Source organism: Halococcus dombrowskii (genome assembly GCF_022870485.1).
GTDB lineage: Archaea > Halobacteriota > Halobacteria > Halobacteriales > Halococcaceae > Halococcus > Halococcus morrhuae.
This window is the reverse complement of the sequence record NZ_CP095009.1, coordinates 47,559-64,128: the sequence shown is the minus strand read 5'-3', so window position 1 is coordinate 64,128 and position 16,570 is coordinate 47,559. Positions and strand designations below refer to the sequence as shown.

14 protein-coding genes and 3 pseudogenes are annotated in these 16,570 nt (G+C 56.7%); 11 read left to right on the top strand and 6 right to left on the bottom strand.

Features of this window, described 5'->3' with window-relative positions; genetic code table 11:
• Window positions 1–13 precede the first annotated feature (13 nt).
• On the bottom strand, window positions 14–1,198 hold the full coding sequence (locus MUK72_RS18410; RefSeq protein ID WP_244707081.1) for a trans-sulfuration enzyme family protein: 1,185 nt from the start codon (window positions 1,196–1,198) through the stop codon (window positions 14–16).
• Between the two features lie 155 nt (window positions 1,199–1,353).
• On the opposite strand from MUK72_RS18410, the gene MUK72_RS18405 reads away from it, so the two are divergent.
• The 3 genes from MUK72_RS18405 (at window position 1,354) to MUK72_RS18395 (ending at window position 3,702) form a co-directional block, all read left to right on the top strand.
• The gene (locus tag MUK72_RS18405; protein WP_244707080.1) at window positions 1,354–1,677 is read left to right on the top strand and encodes a DMT family transporter; all 324 of its coding nucleotides are present in this window, start codon (window positions 1,354–1,356) and stop codon (window positions 1,675–1,677) included.
• A gap of 242 nt (window positions 1,678–1,919) precedes the next feature.
• A complete protein-coding gene (locus tag MUK72_RS18400; RefSeq protein ID WP_244707078.1) occupies window positions 1,920–2,570 on the top strand; it encodes a response regulator receiver protein in 651 nt (216 codons plus the stop codon).
• Window positions 2,571–2,808: 238 nt separating this feature from the next.
• Entirely contained in the window at window positions 2,809–3,702 is an 894-nt protein-coding gene (locus tag MUK72_RS18395) for a DUF7260 family protein (protein WP_244707076.1), read from the top strand.
• 171 nt (window positions 3,703–3,873) lie between these two features.
• Here the strand turns inward: MUK72_RS18395 and MUK72_RS18390 are convergent, their stop codons facing one another.
• Window positions 3,874–5,469: a transposase gene (locus MUK72_RS18390; protein ID WP_244707006.1), complete on the bottom strand. Its 1,596-nt coding sequence runs from the start codon at window positions 5,467–5,469 to the stop codon at window positions 3,874–3,876.
• Window positions 5,470–5,568: 99 nt separating this feature from the next.
• Window positions 5,569–5,757 (bottom strand): annotated as a pseudogene (locus MUK72_RS18385) (TetR/AcrR family transcriptional regulator); the annotation flags it as partial.
• A gap of 169 nt (window positions 5,758–5,926) precedes the next feature.
• Between MUK72_RS18385 and MUK72_RS18380 the strand changes: the two are divergent.
• The 5 genes and pseudogenes from MUK72_RS18380 to MUK72_RS18360 all read left to right on the top strand — a co-directional run.
• Window positions 5,927–6,778, top strand: coding sequence for an IS5 family transposase (locus tag MUK72_RS18380; RefSeq protein WP_244707074.1), 852 nt, complete (start codon window positions 5,927–5,929; stop codon window positions 6,776–6,778).
• A 90-nt stretch (window positions 6,779–6,868) separates the two neighbouring features.
• The gene (locus MUK72_RS18375; RefSeq protein WP_244707073.1) at window positions 6,869–7,591 is read left to right on the top strand and encodes a potassium channel family protein; all 723 of its coding nucleotides are present in this window, start codon (window positions 6,869–6,871) and stop codon (window positions 7,589–7,591) included.
• A gap of 257 nt (window positions 7,592–7,848) precedes the next feature.
• Entirely contained in the window at window positions 7,849–8,250 is a 402-nt protein-coding gene (locus MUK72_RS18370) for a DUF7475 family protein (RefSeq protein ID WP_244707071.1), read from the top strand.
• A 639-nt stretch (window positions 8,251–8,889) separates the two neighbouring features.
• Window positions 8,890–10,404 (top strand): lipopolysaccharide biosynthesis protein, encoded by a 1,515-nt coding sequence (locus tag MUK72_RS18365; protein ID WP_244707069.1) that lies wholly within the window; start codon window positions 8,890–8,892, stop codon window positions 10,402–10,404.
• Between the two features lie 98 nt (window positions 10,405–10,502).
• A pseudogene (locus MUK72_RS18360) lies at window positions 10,503–11,018 on the top strand (IS5 family transposase); the annotation flags it as partial.
• 159 nt (window positions 11,019–11,177) lie between these two features.
• Here MUK72_RS18360 and MUK72_RS18355 read toward each other — a convergent pair.
• Window positions 11,178–11,639, bottom strand: a complete 462-nt coding sequence (locus tag MUK72_RS18355; RefSeq protein WP_244707224.1) for an enolase C-terminal domain-like protein — start codon at window positions 11,637–11,639, stop codon at window positions 11,178–11,180.
• 131 nt (window positions 11,640–11,770) lie between these two features.
• Between MUK72_RS18355 and MUK72_RS18350 the strand changes: the two genes are divergently transcribed.
• On the top strand, window positions 11,771–12,595 hold the full coding sequence (locus MUK72_RS18350; RefSeq protein ID WP_244699423.1) for an IS5 family transposase: 825 nt from the start codon (window positions 11,771–11,773) through the stop codon (window positions 12,593–12,595).
• 200 nt (window positions 12,596–12,795) lie between these two features.
• On the opposite strand, the gene MUK72_RS18345 is transcribed toward MUK72_RS18350, so the two are convergent.
• Window positions 12,796–13,236: an enolase C-terminal domain-like protein gene (locus MUK72_RS18345; RefSeq protein WP_244707222.1), complete on the bottom strand. Its 441-nt coding sequence runs from the start codon at window positions 13,234–13,236 to the stop codon at window positions 12,796–12,798.
• A gap of 311 nt (window positions 13,237–13,547) precedes the next feature.
• Entirely contained in the window at window positions 13,548–13,922 is a 375-nt protein-coding gene (locus MUK72_RS18340; protein ID WP_244707067.1) for a sterol carrier protein, read from the bottom strand.
• A 238-nt stretch (window positions 13,923–14,160) separates the two neighbouring features.
• On the opposite strand from MUK72_RS18340, the pseudogene MUK72_RS18335 reads away from it, so the two are divergent.
• Both MUK72_RS18335 and MUK72_RS18330 read left to right on the top strand, forming a co-directional pair.
• Window positions 14,161–14,503: pseudogene (locus tag MUK72_RS18335) on the top strand (phage integrase SAM-like domain-containing protein); the annotation flags it as partial.
• Window positions 14,504–14,554: 51 nt separating this feature from the next.
• Entirely contained in the window at window positions 14,555–16,468 is a 1,914-nt protein-coding gene (locus MUK72_RS18330; protein ID WP_244707221.1) for an acetate--CoA ligase, read from the top strand.
• Window positions 16,469–16,570 lie beyond the last annotated feature (102 nt).

Sequence of the window (16,570 nt, the reverse complement as noted above, 5' to 3'; positions counted from 1 at the left end):
GGGGAACGCCCGCCTACGGCAGCGCCATCCGGAGGTCCTCGCAGAGGTCGTCACCGTCTTCGATGCCGACCGAAATTCGGACCAACGTCTCAGGAATCTCCGCGGTGGCAGACCCGTGGCTGACCTCGTCGGGGATCATCAGCGACGGCACCTCGATGAGGCTCTCGACGCCACCGAGGCTGGCCCCTGGGGTGAACAGCTCGAGACCATCGATGAACGCCTCGAGTTCGACAGGCGTGCCGTCGAACTCGAAGGAAAGCATCCCACTGTACCCCGACATCTGTTCGGCCGCGAGATCGTGTTGTGGGTGACTCTCAAGGCCCGGGTAGTGGACGTGAGCGGCCCGGTCGTGGGCCTCGAGGAGACGAGCGACCGCCATCGCGTTCTCCTGATGATGGTCCATCCGTGCTGGCAGCGTCTTGATGCCTCTCGCGACGAGGTAGCAGTCGAACGGCGAGAGCATGTTGCCGAGCCCAATCCGCTGAGAAAACGCCAGTTTCTCGAAGATCTCATCGTCGTCGGTGATGACGGCACCGCCGATTGAGTCGGAGTGCCCATTAAGGTATTTGGTGGTGCTGTGGACGGCGATGTCAGCACCCAGTTCGAGCGGCGCTTGGAAGTACGGGCTCGCGAAGGTACTGTCAACCCCGAATGGGACGCCGTGGTCGTGGGCGATGTCGGCTATCGAGCGGATATCACATAGGCGCATCAGCGGGTTCGTCGGTGTTTCTGCCCAGATCAGGGTAGTTTCCGAATCGACTGCTGCGGCGACGTTTTCGGGCTCGCGGGCGTCGACGAACTCGACATCGACGCCAAGGTGACCGGCAACTAACTCCGTGAGTAGTCTCTCGGTCCCACTATAGACGGAGTCTGAGGTGACGAGGTGGCCCCCCGGCGGGACCAGCGATAGCATCGTCGTCGAGATGGCAGCCATCCCGGAGGCGAACGCCAGCCCGTGTTCGCCGCCTTCGAGGCGGGCCAACTGCTCTTCGAGGGCCGCCCGCGTCGGGTTGCTCTCGCGCGAGTAGTCGTGTTCGTTGACATCATCCCCGCCGGCCCACTCGAAGGTGCTTGAGAGGTGAATCGGAGGAATGACGTCGTTTGTTCCTCTCTCACCGGGACGCGTCGCGTTCTCGGCTGCCCCGACGGCGAGTGTCTCGAATCGGTTTCCGTGGAACCGATCACCGTGTCGTGTCATAGGCGAATCACCGTGGAACCCGTTCACGGGATGTCACACGCTTTCGGCAAGGTCGGTTTTCCATACCGGGATTTCTCTACAGGGCACTTAGATTTGTAGGTCCATGATTCAACTGAATCAGCAATCACTATACACCCAGATTGGCTCGTTTCTAGATGGTCTCAGCATGGCTGTATCTCATCGTCGCAGCGATCTTTGAAACCGGCTGGGCAATCGGCCTTGAATTGTCAGATGGGTTCACGAAACTCGCTCCCAGCGTTGCTACCGCTATTTCAATGGCTATCAGTGTCCTGTTGCTGGCGAAAGCCGTTCAATCGCTCCCGATTGGAACAGCCTACGCCGTCTGGACAGGAATTGGAGCGGCCTCAACAGCCATCTTAGGCGTCGTCTTGTTCGACGAGACTTCAAGCATTGCCCGATTCGGATTTATCGGCCTCATCATCGCTGGCGTTGTCGGGCTAGAGGTTACGGGCCACTGAGGGCCACCTCACGGCCCGGAGTGGTCTACGTAATAACTGAAGGCAGATGGATTTCTAATGTACAGTAAGTGACGAAATTCACCGACAACCTAAATTTCACAAGCTCCGATGCATGACGAATTAACCTAGCCGAGGTCAGATAACAACGGAAATGTGGTGTGTCCAGCCTGGTTCCGAATCGGGAACACTCCGCTCCATCAACTGGAACAAACATTCAAGTAGTAGAGTGAACAACTCTACAGTTGAAGACGAGACGATTCATGGACGGGACGAACACTGATAGCAAGAAAGTCGAACAGCTCACAGACATTTTTCACGATATCACCGGCAAATCTTCCACCACCGAACGCCAACACGAAGATCGCTGGGCATCAGTCTCTGCGGACAGCTCAGACGGCAACGACACGATCCGGAGCATTATCCGTGAGATGACCGACGAGTACGGAATTCAGACCTCCCTCGACGAGGACGAACTCGTCATGGTCGTCCAGCGCTACCACGCTGGAGAGGGAGGCAGAGAGATCGCTCGGACACTCGGCACGCCCAACCGCGACAAGACCATCACTCGCGCCCGCGTTAGTCTCCACCTCTTCCGAGACACTGATTTCGACGCGCCGTTCGAGCTGTCGCAACTGCGCGAACTCCTCGATCAAGATGCATCGAACGAAGAGATCGCTGACACTCTCTCGGCGAGCAAGAGCACCGTTCGCGCCTACGCGCGCGTACTCGCCGCTGAAGCCGAAGCCGAACAAGCCAGCCACGAGTACCAATCTCGGTTCAAGCAGGCACTCACTGATGTTGAGACGGACAATGACGACACCGACCAGCTCAGCGAAACGGTGTCTCCAACCGCGTATGCGAGCGGTCTCGAAGACGTTGTTGGAAGCAGTTGATTAGCCACTCCCATCAGCCGCCGGACGGAGACGATATCGTCGATCTCATGTGACATCGCCCCACCCGATCGACCAGCACTGGTCACCCGAAGAATTCTAAGCCGTACCCACCGCGAAAACCTTCGGCCAACTGTTCTACACTCCGGCTAAGAGCGAGACTGATCGACAATATATGCGGGTTTCGTTAGTGTTGTACTCGGCGAATAGAACTATAGTAGCCCGTTCCGTATTGCCAATAATGACCACTCGTTTCGTCCCGACCAAGACGCGGTCCGCAACAGAGGTCGTCAAGAGCGATCGTGAATGGACGACCGACGAGCGCGATGCATTCGCGTCATTCACCGATCGCATCACCGACCTCAACGCAGTGGCAGTCGACCCGCCAACCGACGAGTTCCAGCAGCCATCGACACAGCTGTTGGTCCCATCGGCTCACCCATCGAATGCAGCTACCTCGCTTGAGGAAGTGTGTGACATCTACCGCGAGACGGTCATGGCTGTCGATCATTACACCGATATCTACGACGATACGCTCGAGGAAAGCCTTGCTCAGGAGTTCGGATCAGCGGTTGCTACTATCGTGCTAACCAGCGACCAGCTCACACCACAACTCCGCGATCGGCTTGTTGCATGCAGCCAACAGGCGCGTGAGAGCCGCCACTTGCTGCTGCAAGGTCTCAAAAGCGAATATAGTGCTCTCGAGACTGCCAATGAGAAGCTGACGCGCTTGGGGTCTGATCTCGACGGGATCGTGGGGACGTGCTCGTTCGAGAACTGGACCGACAGGGAACTCGCTGGTGCTAATGAACGCCTGCGCTCGCGCAAACACGAGTGCAAGCAGCTACTCACTGATCGACAAGCCACTCTCAGCGAACAGCGCGTTCCCAGTACCCATCGTACTGATCACGAGTTCAACGAGTACCTGTACGGATCACTCTCCGTGACCTATCCCGTAGTGTCGGACACGACCAGTCTCATCGGTACCCTTCGCACTGCCCACCAGAGTGTTGACCGTGCACGTATCGGTCGCGGACTCAGCCCCGACGAAGAATCAGCCACTGCTTCCCGCGGAAAGTGTGATACCTTGTTGCACGTTCAAAATCAAATCGCCAGACGGAACGATCGGGCCTGAATCCGGACTCCATCAGTAGAGTTGGTGAAACGATGGAACGATTTTGATAGAAATGGCTGAATCGGCCGGTAGATTAGCCTGATTGGTCGAGCTTCTTTCAGAAAAAACAGCCGCCTGAGAGCGATGCCTCTCAGGCGGCGACACCTGTTTTTTGGACAGATGGCGCGACCGTCAGATGAGCCGACTCGGTGACCGTATCAGCCCTGGTTTGTTCTGCCGTTGTGCAGTGAGAGACGCTGCAACCAGCGCTACTGCCGAGAGAACGACGTGAGTCTCAACGTTGTTCTTCTTGCGTGCGCGGACGCGATCAAGGCCGGTAAAGGACTTCAGACGCGAGAATACACGCTCGACACCTGCCCGCAGGTGTCGATGCATCCGTTCTTTGATTGCCTGAAAAATGTACGTCTCCTCGACGTTTCCGACGGAAACGCCGTACTCTGAAAGTTGCTCCTGTGGCAGCCGTTCCAAGGCATCGTATGGACTGTCGATCTCCTCACCGTGTTCCTTGAACAGTTCCTTGATTTCGTCCTTGATCGTCGCTAACGGCGACGATCGGCGAGGATTGATCGCCGTCAGCAACGGACAATCGAGCTGATCCTGACAGAAGTCGCGGTTATCCTGACTGTCAAACCCGGCATCGGCGAGGGCTGCCTGGAGATCGTCAGTGTCGTACCGCTCGTTGAACTCCTCAACGAGCGGTTCGAACGCCGCACTGTCGTTCCTCTTGCCGGTCTCCATCGTGATGGCGACCGGCAACTCCGTTGCCGCATCCACCACGAGAAACACCTTGTACCCGTAGAACGATCCTTCGTGTTTCCCCCAGCTCGCACCTTCAACTTCGCCATTTTCGATCTCATCACGCGTATTCGCCCACGCCGCGATGTGCGTTCCATCGATCACGACGAACTCACCGCCATGTTCGTGATCGGCAAGCAACTCGCCACACATCGACTGGAGGCAGTCTCGGAGTTCATCGGGATGAAGTTCGTCGAAGGCCCGCCAGAGCGACGTCCCATCCGGGACGTCCTCTGGCTCGGTGTAGTCGAGAGCCTCTCGAAATGAGTGATTGCGCTGAAGACGGCGTTCGAGGGCGTCGAAGGAGTCGCCCTCGAACTGCCGCAAAACGAGTGCGGCAGCTCGTTCGGGAGAGATTGACTGAAGTTCCGAGACAGCGACCGAGAGGAAGGTTGCAACGAGTTCGTCACGGTAGAGGTAGCCGTCGTCAGCAGGATCGTCGGGAGTGACATCGGCTGGCTGGTCGGTTTCACGCTGAGCCAGCTGGTCGTCCCTGCGGGACGGCCAGCTGTGGGTGTAGACGGTGGTGTCTAGCCACTCCGTGGCGTGTACTTCCTGTTGGTCAGCGAGCTTCTGGAGTGGGCGGTAGGAGCGACGACCGAGAAGGTCGTTTGCTTCGGATGCGGTCAGCCCGGATGGACGGCGGAACGCGAGGTGTTTGAGCGTCGGCTTGGCGTCTTCCTTGCGGTGGAAGACGGCGACGCCGTCATCCACCTCGGGCCGCCAGAACCCGTCGTGAGTGGATCGGTGGCCGACGATGTTCTTGCTGGCGACGTACTCGTTGTTGTGGTTCAAGGAGGTGTAGAAGGGGGGTTGGGAGGCGATGTTAGTGATGTACCACGCCGGCACGTCGGTGCCGGCGCGGAGATCGTCCTTGGAGGCGACCTCGCCGTGGGTTCGGAGGTATTCACGAACGGTGATCTTATGCGAATAGGCGGTGTTGTCGCAAGCGTCGGAGGTGCTGGTACTCATAGCACTACTCCGACTTCTAGTCTAGTGAATGTGACTATTCCTGCAATTAGTGACTACTGTACGACATTACCGAACTGATTTCGAAACCGTGCAACGGGCTATGTAATCCAGGAACGACAATAGCAGGTCGTGCTTGCTGTCGTAGTGGTAGTGGAGGGCGGCCTTGCTCTTGGTGGTCTCGTCGGCGATGTCCTGCATCCGGAGCGCGGCGTAGCCGTGCTTGCACAGCGCGCGATACGTCGCGTCCATGATCTCTTCTATGGTCTCGTCGGTCGTGGTGTCGGTCATGATCGTTGGTGTCTGACTGGCCAGTCAGTCCTTGGCCAAACTAACTGTCTAGTTGGTTAAAGAGCTTCGGTCGGTGGTGGTAGGTGGACTCTGAAGCTAGGCAGGTAGTGTCTGATCGGCTCAGTTGAATCCGCAGACGGCAGCAGGATAGGTCGCCAGAATCACGACGTTGAAGCGGGAGAGTGCAGTTGTGGAGAAGACACTCTTCCGCTTCGTGAAGCAGGTGGCTTCACTCGCTCAAAAGCTTACTGACGCGGCACTGATTCAGCTCAGCGATCCAGCCGGTAACGGGTTTGCCGGCTGGAAACACGCCGTGTTGCTCTACCTGCGCGAGCACATGGACGCCGAGTACGAGGAGATCATCGATTGGGCCGAGGAAATGGAGCGTATCCGGTTTCTATTGGGTCTTCGGCGCGGGAAGTTTCCCGCGCCTTCGACCCTGTGTAAGGCGTTCAAGCGGGCTCCGATGAGCGTCTGGCGAGAGCTGCTCCGCCGCTCGGCGGAGCTGCTCGACCAGAATGGTCACGCCGCGATCGATGCCACCTACTTCGACCGTCACCAAGCATCAACCCACTACCTCAAACGGACAGGACGCTCGATACGCACGATTCAGGCGACGCTTCTGGTCGACACCGCCGAAGGAGCGATCCTGGACCTCCACTGCAGCACGAAGTGGCCGAGTGGGATGCGAATCGGTCCGAAGGTCGCCCTGCGGAACGCAGGCGACCTTCGAAGCCTCGCCGCAGACAAGGGTTACGACGATATGAGCTTCCGCGAATCTCTTCGAGCGGCCGGCGTCAGACCGCTCATCAAACACCGCGTCTTCGCACCGTATGATCACGCGCACAACGCGCGAATCGACGATGAGCGCTATCACCAACGGTCGATGACTGAGACCGTGAACTCCTCACTCAAACGCTCACACGGCTCCGCCGTGCGAGCGCGTGACTGGTTCCGCCAGTTTCGTGAGATTGCTCTCATTGCTGGCGTTCACAACGTCGAACAGGCGATAGAAGCGTGAATGCTACAGATATTCGCGGATTCAATTGAGGCATCTCGACAAAATGGGATACACAAGGCCTTATCCCGGACTCCTTAATGGGTGCTTCCCATGCACGTTATCATCGTTGGCGGCGGGAAAGTCGGCCGGATGCTCGCCACACGCCTAGAAGACCGCGGCGAGAACGTCGTCATTATCGAACACGACCGGAGCGTCATCGAGGATTCACTGGAAGGGTTTTCGGTATTCCTGGACGATGGTACCGACGCGGATGTTCTCAGGAATGCAGGCGCGGATCACGCGAAGATCGTCGTCGCCGTCACAGGAGACGACGACACCAATCTCTTGGTTTCCCAGCTTGCAACGACGCGCTTCGGCGTCAAACAAGTCATCACGCGGATGAATGACCCTGAAAACGAGGCCGTATTCGAAGACATCGGTGCGCTAGCCATCTCCGAGACGTCATCGGTCACGCGGGCCATCGAGAATATGATCGAACGCCCTGCGCTTTTGAACTGGATGACCGAATTCAGTCGGACAGGCGATATCCAGGAGTTCGAAGTCACCGCCGAGGAGATTGTCGGACAGACTATTGGCGATATCGGCAATGTCCTCCCAGATGGGTGTCTCATCGCCCTTGTCGGCCGCGATGGGGACAACCACGTTCCCAAGAATGATTTCATGCTCGAATACGGCGACCACGTGACGGTAATCGGCAAAGAAGGTGCTGTCCGCGAGGCACTCTCAACATGCAGGGATTCTAACACAGCATTGGAAAACAATCTATCTGATATCAAAGCTGATCGCTATAGGGGTTCTCAGAGCAATTCATAGTTTTCCGCAAATTCTTTCCAGCAGTTGAGAGGCACAGCGTGCGAGATACAGCGCGCACATTCAGCAGTAACTCATAGTTTATAGGAGGATGAGTCGTTCTGACTGAACAAATGAGTAACCTTGCTGTGGCGACGGCCAGCGTGGAGGTCACGTCTTCAATTTGATTGGGAGAGAACACCCTCTATATTGTAATGAATTATTAATCTATTCATTCAGAAATGAGAAGACATATTGGGTAGGGAAGGTACTCTTCGTTGATGTCAAGTACCACGTCCAACAACACTGCCGGCCCTCCTCTAATCACGGGGATACCTACTGGCATCGTCCCGTATTTAATGATCATCGCGGCACTCGTGTCGACAGCGGTTCACTTCTGGCTCACACCAATGATCATCGAATTCGATACGATGCAGGCTATTTTGTTCGTTCTAGCAGGTATTGGATTCATCGGTGGTATTATTGTTTATGCAAGCCGGTTCTGGCGGCGTGAATTCTATCTTCTTGCCGCACTATTTGCCCTTGCTCAAATCGTTGCATACTTCGTCATGAGCGGCCCGCTGAACACGATGGCAGTTGCTTCCAAGGCTGCTGAAGCCGTTGTCGTACTCACTGTGGGATATCTTTATATGAACACTGAACCGACAGCTGATTCGTTATAATTCAAATTCCAATACATAGACTCTATTGTGAGGGCAGCATTTCACACCTGCCACCACCCGCAAGTTCGGAGACTGTGATAGCCCTGTAAAGCGTGTCATAGAATCGATCACGTGACCTTTGGACTCCGTAGTGAACGGTAGATATAGAGCGTTCACATGCCATTAGATATCTGGATTTATCCCACCAGAAGTCCAAAGACAGAACATGCCTGACGAAGAGGACGATCAAACAGATTCGAATAAGATGGTCTAGGGATTGCGTTTGGACCTCTAATAGGAGTCGTTCTTGGGCTTGCACTGGATGATATCGGGATCGGTATTGCGATTGGATGGGTCTCGGTACTATTTTTGGTGTAGTGTGAAGTCTAACGTAGAGAACTGCCACGCGCGAACTTGAGCAGTTGACGCTCTACTCGCAGGTAAATGCGCCGGCTGATTCAAGCAGAACGAGTTGAAACCAACGCTCTGAGAATTTTTTATGATACTCTTCATAGTTGAAGCTAAACTCAGATAGCGCTACAACAAGGCAACCTCTCACGTAATTATTGCCCGATAAGACACCGGAAATCCTGTCGGGTAATCAACTGAGCCGTGCAAAATGACGGCTTTTTTCCCACCTGCTCCGGAATTCACTGTCGAGTGGCACTTCGTACTCTCTCAAATCTTCTTCGACGCATCCTCGCTCCAGGCGAGAGCCTTTCTGAGCGTGTAGTCACCAGTGGCATCTGGGTTGCGCTTACGAATATCATCGATCGAGTTCTCCAACTTGTGATCGTTTTATTCGTCGCGCGGATTATCGGTCCGGATGACTACGGGGTGATGGCGATTGCGCTTGTAGTAATGAGAGGATTAACCCAACTTTCGAGGCTTGGTGTCGACGCTGCTTTGATCCAGCGCGAGGAGAAGAATGTCGATGCTTACCTAGACACTGCGTGGGTGATGCAAAACGCGCGGGGGGTAGTAGTAGCCATCATCCTGTTCATGGCTGCCCCCTTCATCGCATCTCCCACGGTTTATGACCAGCCCCAACTCACACCAGTGCTCCGAGTACTCGCACTGTCGCCGCTACTCTCAGGCCTCCAGAATCCTGGCCTGTTATATCTCAAAAAGGACCTCCGTTTCGACAAGCAGTTTTTCTACACCCTTTCGGGCACTGTTTTCTACGTCCTCGTAGCGGTGGTCGTCGCCCTCGTCACGCAGTCTGTGTGGGCATTGGTGTTCGGAGTTGTTGCAAGCGACTTTGTGCGGCTGGTAGCATCCTACTTTGTCGACAGCTACCGGCCGCGGCCCCGATTTGACTTCGATCGAGCTCGGGAACTCTTCGGATACGGGAAGTGGATCTTCGCTTCTGGAGTGGTGCTGTTCCTCATTATGGAAGCTGATGACCTTTTCGTCGGGTGGTATCTCGGTGCTGCTGTGGTCGGCTTCTATCAGCTCGGTTATCGGGTGTCGAATGCACCTGCCACCGAAGTCACCCAGACCATCTCCTCCGTAGTTTTTCCAACCTATGCGAAGATCCAAAATAGCAACAGTCAACTCCGTGATGGTTTCTTCAAAACTGTCCAACTCACCACGTTCGTCTCCGTTCCAGTCGCAGTCGGTATTGCCGCAATCGCCCCCACGTTCGTCGAGACATTTCTCACAGAGGAGTGGCAGCCGATGGTGCCACTCATCCAGATTCTCGCGGCATGGGGACTCCTGCGCTCATTCGGGGCCACAACTGGACCACTGTTTCAGGCAGTTGACCGACCCGAAATCGCTACTAAGATCCAGTTCGGGAAATTCATCATCATAGCAGCCCTGATTTATCCTGCGACCGCGCGGTACGGTGCAGTTGGTACGGCACTCGTGATTATGGGGAACTCTTTGGTGTTCTCTGAACCAGTTTCTGCATATCTTGCGGTACGTATCGTTAATGGGAGCTACACGAAACTCCTCAGTCTCATTGTCTACCCCTTACTTGCGAGTGCGATCATGGGTATCACCATAGTTGTGATCCATGCCGTTGGCATCGCTACTGGTATTCTTGAATTCGGGCTTCTGATCGTTGTAGGAATTATAGTTTACGTTCTTTGTATAGCCGTGGCTGAGGCTGTTTCAAGCTACGATAGTATCCGACTTACTCATAACATGTTAAATTCGGTAGTATCCTAGGCTGCAAGACATTGGCCTCCGTAAGCACCAATTCGACGTGCTGGCGGGTATCGGCGACACGCGCCGCGAGGCGATCATCGACGAGCCGGAGGCGGGGCCACGACCCATCACCTCACGTCGCCGTCGACGCGACCTACTACGAGCGGTCTCCAGCTAGCAAACACTACTGCGATCGCACGGATTACTGCGTTCAGACCATTGAAGCGACGAAACTCGTCGATACGGAGACTCAAGCTATCCTCGACGTTCACTGTACGACGACCAGGGAGGGAAGCGATGCAGAGGTGTGCGCGCAACTCGCCCGCCGGTACGCGGGCGAGTTGCAGACGCTGGCTGCCGACAAGGGCTACGACAGCCAGTGGTTACGCGAAACACTCCGCGATCACGGGATACGTCCCCTGATCAAGCATTGCGTACACGCACCGTATGACCATGCTCACAACGCCAGAATCGACGATGATCTCTGCGGGCAGCGTTCGATGACCGAGACGGTGAACTCGTCGGTCAAGCGCTCGTACGGCTCCGCCGTCCGAGCACGTGAATGGTACCGCGAATCCCGTGAAGTCGTCCTGATGTGTCTCGTCTACAATATCAAGCGCCTCGTCAAACCGTGAATTCCATCGCCTTATAGCGATTCAATGGAGCCTTGCTATCAGAGATACAGTGGATGAGTGAATCTTGTGCCGTCTCAGATCAGACGAATTTGAAATTCCGTACGAATTACCGAACAGGGTCTCGATGGTGTTGCGAATCCGACTTCCCAATCGTCGCCGTTACTCCGCCTCGTCCACGACGCTCCGGTCTAGCTCTATCCCCAGTCCAGGTCCGTCGGGAGCCGTGACGTACCCGTCCTCGTGGTCGAGCGTCTCGGTCAGGAGGAAGTCGCGGGCGTCGGGCGTCAACGGCGGTTCCATCGGGAACTCACACCACCCAGAGCGCGCGGCGGTCATCACGTGAAGGTTTGCGGCGAAGCCGACGCCGTTGGTCCACGTGTGCGGCACGAACTTGACACCCTGATCGCGGGCGCTCGCCGCGATTGTCGCGCCTTCCTGAATCCCGGTGGCGAGCATCGCGTCGGGCTGGAGCACGTCCACCGCGTCGTGGTGTAGGAATTCATGGACCTCGTGTGGCCCGTCGTTGAACTCGCCGCCCGCAATCGGAACATCGGTGCGGTCGCGCAGGCGGGCATACCCCCGGTAGTTATGGCGCGGCAGCGGCTCTTCGAGCCACGCGATGTCGAGCGGTTCGAGGGCGCGCGCGACCGCGAGCGCCTCGGCGAACGACCACTGCTCTTGCTCTGTTGATCGCCGGTTCCGTCCGGCGATTCTACCGCTGAGTTCAGGGGAATTGGACGCCTTCTTGCGGTATGGAACGTTTGCGACAACGCGCGAAGAAATATCGAGAACTTGCCAAAGAACACGTGGAGGATCCAGACGCGCCTGCCGTCGCCGACGAAGACGGCGACGGCGAGCACGCTGAGTGGAACAAAATCGCGTTACTGCTTCTGCGCGAAGACATCGGAAAGCCGCTCCGTCATCTCGAAGATTATCTCAACGAGATGCCCGGGATTCTCGACGTGTTCGGGTTGGAGAAGTCGCCGGATCACACGTCGTTTTGCAACTGGGAGAAAGAGATCTCGATGCGAACACTGCGCAGCCTGCTCCGCAGAACGGCGGAGCAGGCTGGCTTCTCGGGAACTGGTGCGATCGATGCCAGCGGCTTCCAGCGTGGTCAGGCAAGCCATCATTACCGCAAGCGGGCGGATTACTCGTTTCAGGCGATGAAAACCACGGTTCTGGTTGACACGGAGTCGTTGGTGATCAGGGACGTCCATTTCACGACGAAGAAGGCCTACGACGGACATATCGGGTTGCAAGTCTTCCGGCGGAACGCCGGAGACCTGCGGGAACTCCTCGCGGATAAGATGTACTCGTGGAAAGAGCTTCGAGAGAAGTGCCGGAAAGAAGCCACGCGTCCGGTCATCAAGCACTGTGAGCAATCCCCGTTGCAGAAGGCTCACAACGCCCGGATCGACGATGACCTCTACAACCAGCGGTCAATGAGCGAAACCGTCTTTTCGATGCTGAAGGCAGATGATGGCGAGAATCTCCACACAAGGACGTGGCACGGGCAATTTCGAGAGCTGACTCGGAAGTGCATAATCCATAACCTCTCGCGGGCGGTCGGCTAACGCCGCCGCCCGCTCTTTCTCTGTCAGATGGTCTGAGAGGCATCACCAGCGATACGCCGATCCATCCGCCGGTCCTTATCAAATCTGTCAATTCTAACCCAACCGCAAATCTATGTTTCTGCATCGTGTGTCACGTTGAATCGTCGGTTAGAGCCGCTAAGAGTTGTATTCAGCTACCCCACCCCTTCGCTGTCTGTCGATCAACAGAGCAACTGCTCTTCTTCCTCAATGGCACGTACCGCCCAGCCCTTGTTCGCGTCAACCATCAGCATGAGGTCGGGAAACGCCTCGCGCACCTGCCGAACGATGTCGATGTCCTCACGGGAGGTAATGCGGAGCTTGACCGCTTCGAACCCCTCGTCGAGACGGTCTTCGATGTACGCGATGCGCTCGTCGGCCGGCTGGATTTCGCCGGTGCTCGCGTAGGTCGTGATTTCGTGGCTGGTGGCCCCGAGCAGCTCGTGAATCGGTTTGCCGGCGTCCTTGCCGATGATGTCCCACAGCCCGACCTCGATGTGCCACGGCCGCGCGCTGAGTAGGTCGAGCGAGGCGAGCTTCCGGCGGATATGGGCAACGTCGTGTGGGTCCTCGCCGAGCAAGAGCAGCCTGAGAGTGTCGCCGTAGGTGATACCACCGGGAATGCTCGGGCTGGCCGTGATGCCAGTGATGCCCGCGTCGGTCTCGATTTCGAACAGTTCGCACTCGTGGCTGCCTTACGGGTAGCCCGGCACCCACGTCGGGTTGAATCTCCCGTCGAGGTCGTGTGCGAGGTGGTACTGGGTGACGCCAGTTATTTCCATGGACGACCATGTATGTGACTTGTGGATAATTATTTCTATTCCGACCACATATCAAGAAAGTGTATTTCCCACACGCGACAGATACTGAAACCAATTTAGCAGACTAAATTTCACGGACAAATTGATCGATAAAACGACCTAGCCGACCTCCCTCAGTACTCGAACTCAGTATCGATGCACTGTGCGTTTTCAGTCATGAACTGAATCGCTTCACTGTACTGGAGGATTTTCTGGATGTCGCCGTCGAGTTCAAATTTCTCCTCGCGCCGTCCCTCGGCAGCATCGACATCCCCTCGGATGAGATGTTTCCAGTGGGTTGCTGGGCCGTAGTATCTGAAGCCGAAGTTCTCCGAGGTCGGTGCATCGATTTGCTGTGCGCGCGTACACTTCCCATCAACGAGGTCGACGAAGAAGTACAGCGGCTCACCGTCGTAGTTCTCATCCGGATGGATTTCGAACAGGAACGCACCATTGAAGTCGACGCCCCACTCCGACGCCGCTCTCTCGAAATCCTCGTTTTCGTTCAACTGCTCGCGCCATGTTCCAATTCAGTCGTCGGTCTCATTTGATAGTCTGATTGTCATTGATCCTATATAGTTCCCATGCCGAATATCGAATGAACATATTGCCGACCATTCATGACCATTTATACCTGAAATCAAGCAGATAGATTTCTCATGCGCGGTAGATGCTGGTGCCAATCTTGACAGTATAAATTTCAAAACATTCATAAATGACAAATTAACCTAGCCGACCTCTGGTAGTATGGTACGGATCGATACGGTTATCGAGGACTTCCTGACGGACAAAGGCAAAGGTCAGGCTGACGAAAGCGGCAACTACCGCCAGGACGCGAGTCGAGAACTCGATCGATTCGTCAACTCTCTCACCGGCCACGAAGACAGTCCGACGACGTTCGACAATGTGGACTCAAGCCACCTCCGCAAGTACGCGCGTCACCTCACTCGTCAGGGCGGGATCGCGGGCACAGTACGCACCTACTACGCGTACGTTTCGGCGTTCTGTGGGGCTGGGCCGTCCGGAGGGGAATCTCGCCGAGAACGTCGCTCAGCGGCGTAACGCTACGGAACTTATTCCCGACGACGGTTGTAGGGGAAGACCCACAATTTTAGTCATGGGTCACCTGACAGTCGAATCAATGGACGTCGACGACGCGATTGACCCGCCATCCGCGTTCCGCAAACGGGCCACCCTCACAAGTGACCCCCGTGAACGCTTCAGCAACGAGTGGCCCGAAGCGTGGGACGCTGCCGGCGACCTCCTCGATTGGTTCGAATCATATGACGCAGTTCTTGATAATGGAACACCGCCGTTCAAATGGTTTGAGGGTGGGAAGCTCAACGCCAGTCACGAGTGTCTCGACCGCCATCTCGACGAGCGGAAAAATCGCCTTGCGATCCGATGGGAGGGGCAGCTCGGCGAGACGCGCACCTATACCTACCTCGACCTTCATCGCGAGGTCAATGAGTTCGCGGCGGCCCTCCGCGAGCACGGTGTCGAGACAGACGATGTCGTCACTCTCTATCTGCCGGTTGTCCCCGAACTGGTCGTGGGAATGCTCGCCTGTGCGCGCCTCGGTGCACCGCACAACGTTGTTTCTGCGGGCTTTTCGGCCGATGCGCTGGCCACCCGGATGGAGCGTGCCGATTCGCGCTTTCTCGTGACCTGTGACGGCTACTACCGACGCGGTGACGCAGTCAACCAAAAGCGCCGGGCGGACAACGCTCGTTTGGGCATCGACCACGACCTCGAAGCCACTATCGTCGTCGAACGACTCGGTAATACCCGACTCGGGACCGACCAGTACGATTACGATCAATTGCTTGCTGCCAACGCCGGGTGTGAGGTCGAACCGGTCACCCGCGACTCGATGGAAACATTATTTTTAATTTATACCTCCGGGACAACCGGGGAGCCAAAATCCGTTACGCACACCACCGGCGGCTATCTTGCTCACGTTGCGTGGACCGCACGCAACGTGCTCGATATCAAGTCCACAGACACCTACTGGTGTTCGGCGGACATCGGCTGGATCACCGGCCACTCCTACATCGTCTACGGCCCGCTCGCGCTCGGTACGACGACCGTGCTCTACGAGGGAACTGCCGATCACCTTCGAAAAGACCGTCTCTTTTCGATCATCGAACGCAACGCTGTTGATGTCCTTTACACCGCACCAACGGCGATCCGGTCGTTCATGAAGTGGGGCGGGGAGTATCCCGCCCGTCACGATCTATCGAGCCTCCGGCTGCTTGGTACCGTCGGCAAACCCATCGACCCGCGGGCATGGAAGTGGTACTACAGACATATCGGCGGTGAATCTTGTCCAGTTGTCGACACCTGGTGGCAGACTGAAACGGGAGCTATCCTCGTCTCGACGCTTCCCGGTATCGACGCGATGAAGCCCGGCTCCGCCGGGCCGCCGCTGCCGGGTATCGACGTTGCCGTCGTCGGGCCGGACGGCGATAAGCGGCCGGCCGGCGAGAGGGGTATGCTCGCGGTCCGGACGCCGTGGCCAGGAATGCCCCAAGAGCTTGCGGCGGCGACTGATTGGGGGGCGAGTGCCGCCGCGGGCGACGAGTGGCGTTACATCGCGGGCGATGAAGCGGTCGCCGACGATGACGGATATATTCGTCTTCTTGGCCGAATGGACGACGCCATCACCGTTGCCAACCAGCGAATCGGAATCGCGGAGATAGAGAGTGCCGTCGTCAGCGTCGAGGGCGTTGCCGAGGCCGCAGTCGTCGGCGTCGGTCGCTCGACGCGAGAGACGGCAGTGTACGCCTACGTCAACCCGGCGACACAGCAGGCTGCCGACGATGCACTCTACGAGGCGGTTATCGCCGCCGTCGAGGAGGCGATTGGACCAGCGGCCAGTCCTGACCGGGTCGTCTTCACGCCAGAGCTTCCGAAAACCCGCTCGGGAAAGATCATGCGTCGGCTGTTGGAATCGGTTGCCAACGACGAGGACTACGGCGACCTCAGCGCGCTGCGCAACCCCGAAGTTGTCGGCGAGCTGGATTCGAACAAAGACGGTCTTTCGGATAAATAGATTCTTTCGAAGCATTTCCGAGGGGCAGAGGAACTGACCAGGAACTAATAGCGGTGATCGCGCGTATCGACCGCAGAATCTATTTCGCTCTCCCGAATAGAA

Excerpts from the sequence above, each read along its gene's own strand:
- MUK72_RS18405 (WP_244707080.1), top strand. The coding sequence starts at position 1,354 with ATGGTCTCAGCATGGCTGTATCTCATCGTCGCAGCGATCTTTGAAACC.
- MUK72_RS18370 (WP_244707071.1), top strand. The coding sequence starts at position 7,849 with ATGTCAAGTACCACGTCCAACAACACTGCCGGCCCTCCTCTAATCACG.
- MUK72_RS18350 (WP_244699423.1), top strand. The coding sequence starts at position 11,771 with ATGGAACGTTTGCGACAACGCGCGAAGAAATATCGAGAACTTGCCAAA.
- MUK72_RS18395 (WP_244707076.1), top strand. The coding sequence starts at position 2,809 with ATGACCACTCGTTTCGTCCCGACCAAGACGCGGTCCGCAACAGAGGTC.
- MUK72_RS18330 (WP_244707221.1), top strand. The coding sequence starts at position 14,555 with ATGGACGTCGACGACGCGATTGACCCGCCATCCGCGTTCCGCAAACGG.
- MUK72_RS18375 (WP_244707073.1), top strand. The coding sequence starts at position 6,869 with ATGCACGTTATCATCGTTGGCGGCGGGAAAGTCGGCCGGATGCTCGCC.
- MUK72_RS18390 (WP_244707006.1), bottom strand. The coding sequence starts at position 5,469 with ATGAGTACCAGCACCTCCGACGCTTGCGACAACACCGCCTATTCGCAT.
- MUK72_RS18410 (WP_244707081.1), bottom strand. The coding sequence starts at position 1,198 with ATGACACGACACGGTGATCGGTTCCACGGAAACCGATTCGAGACACTC.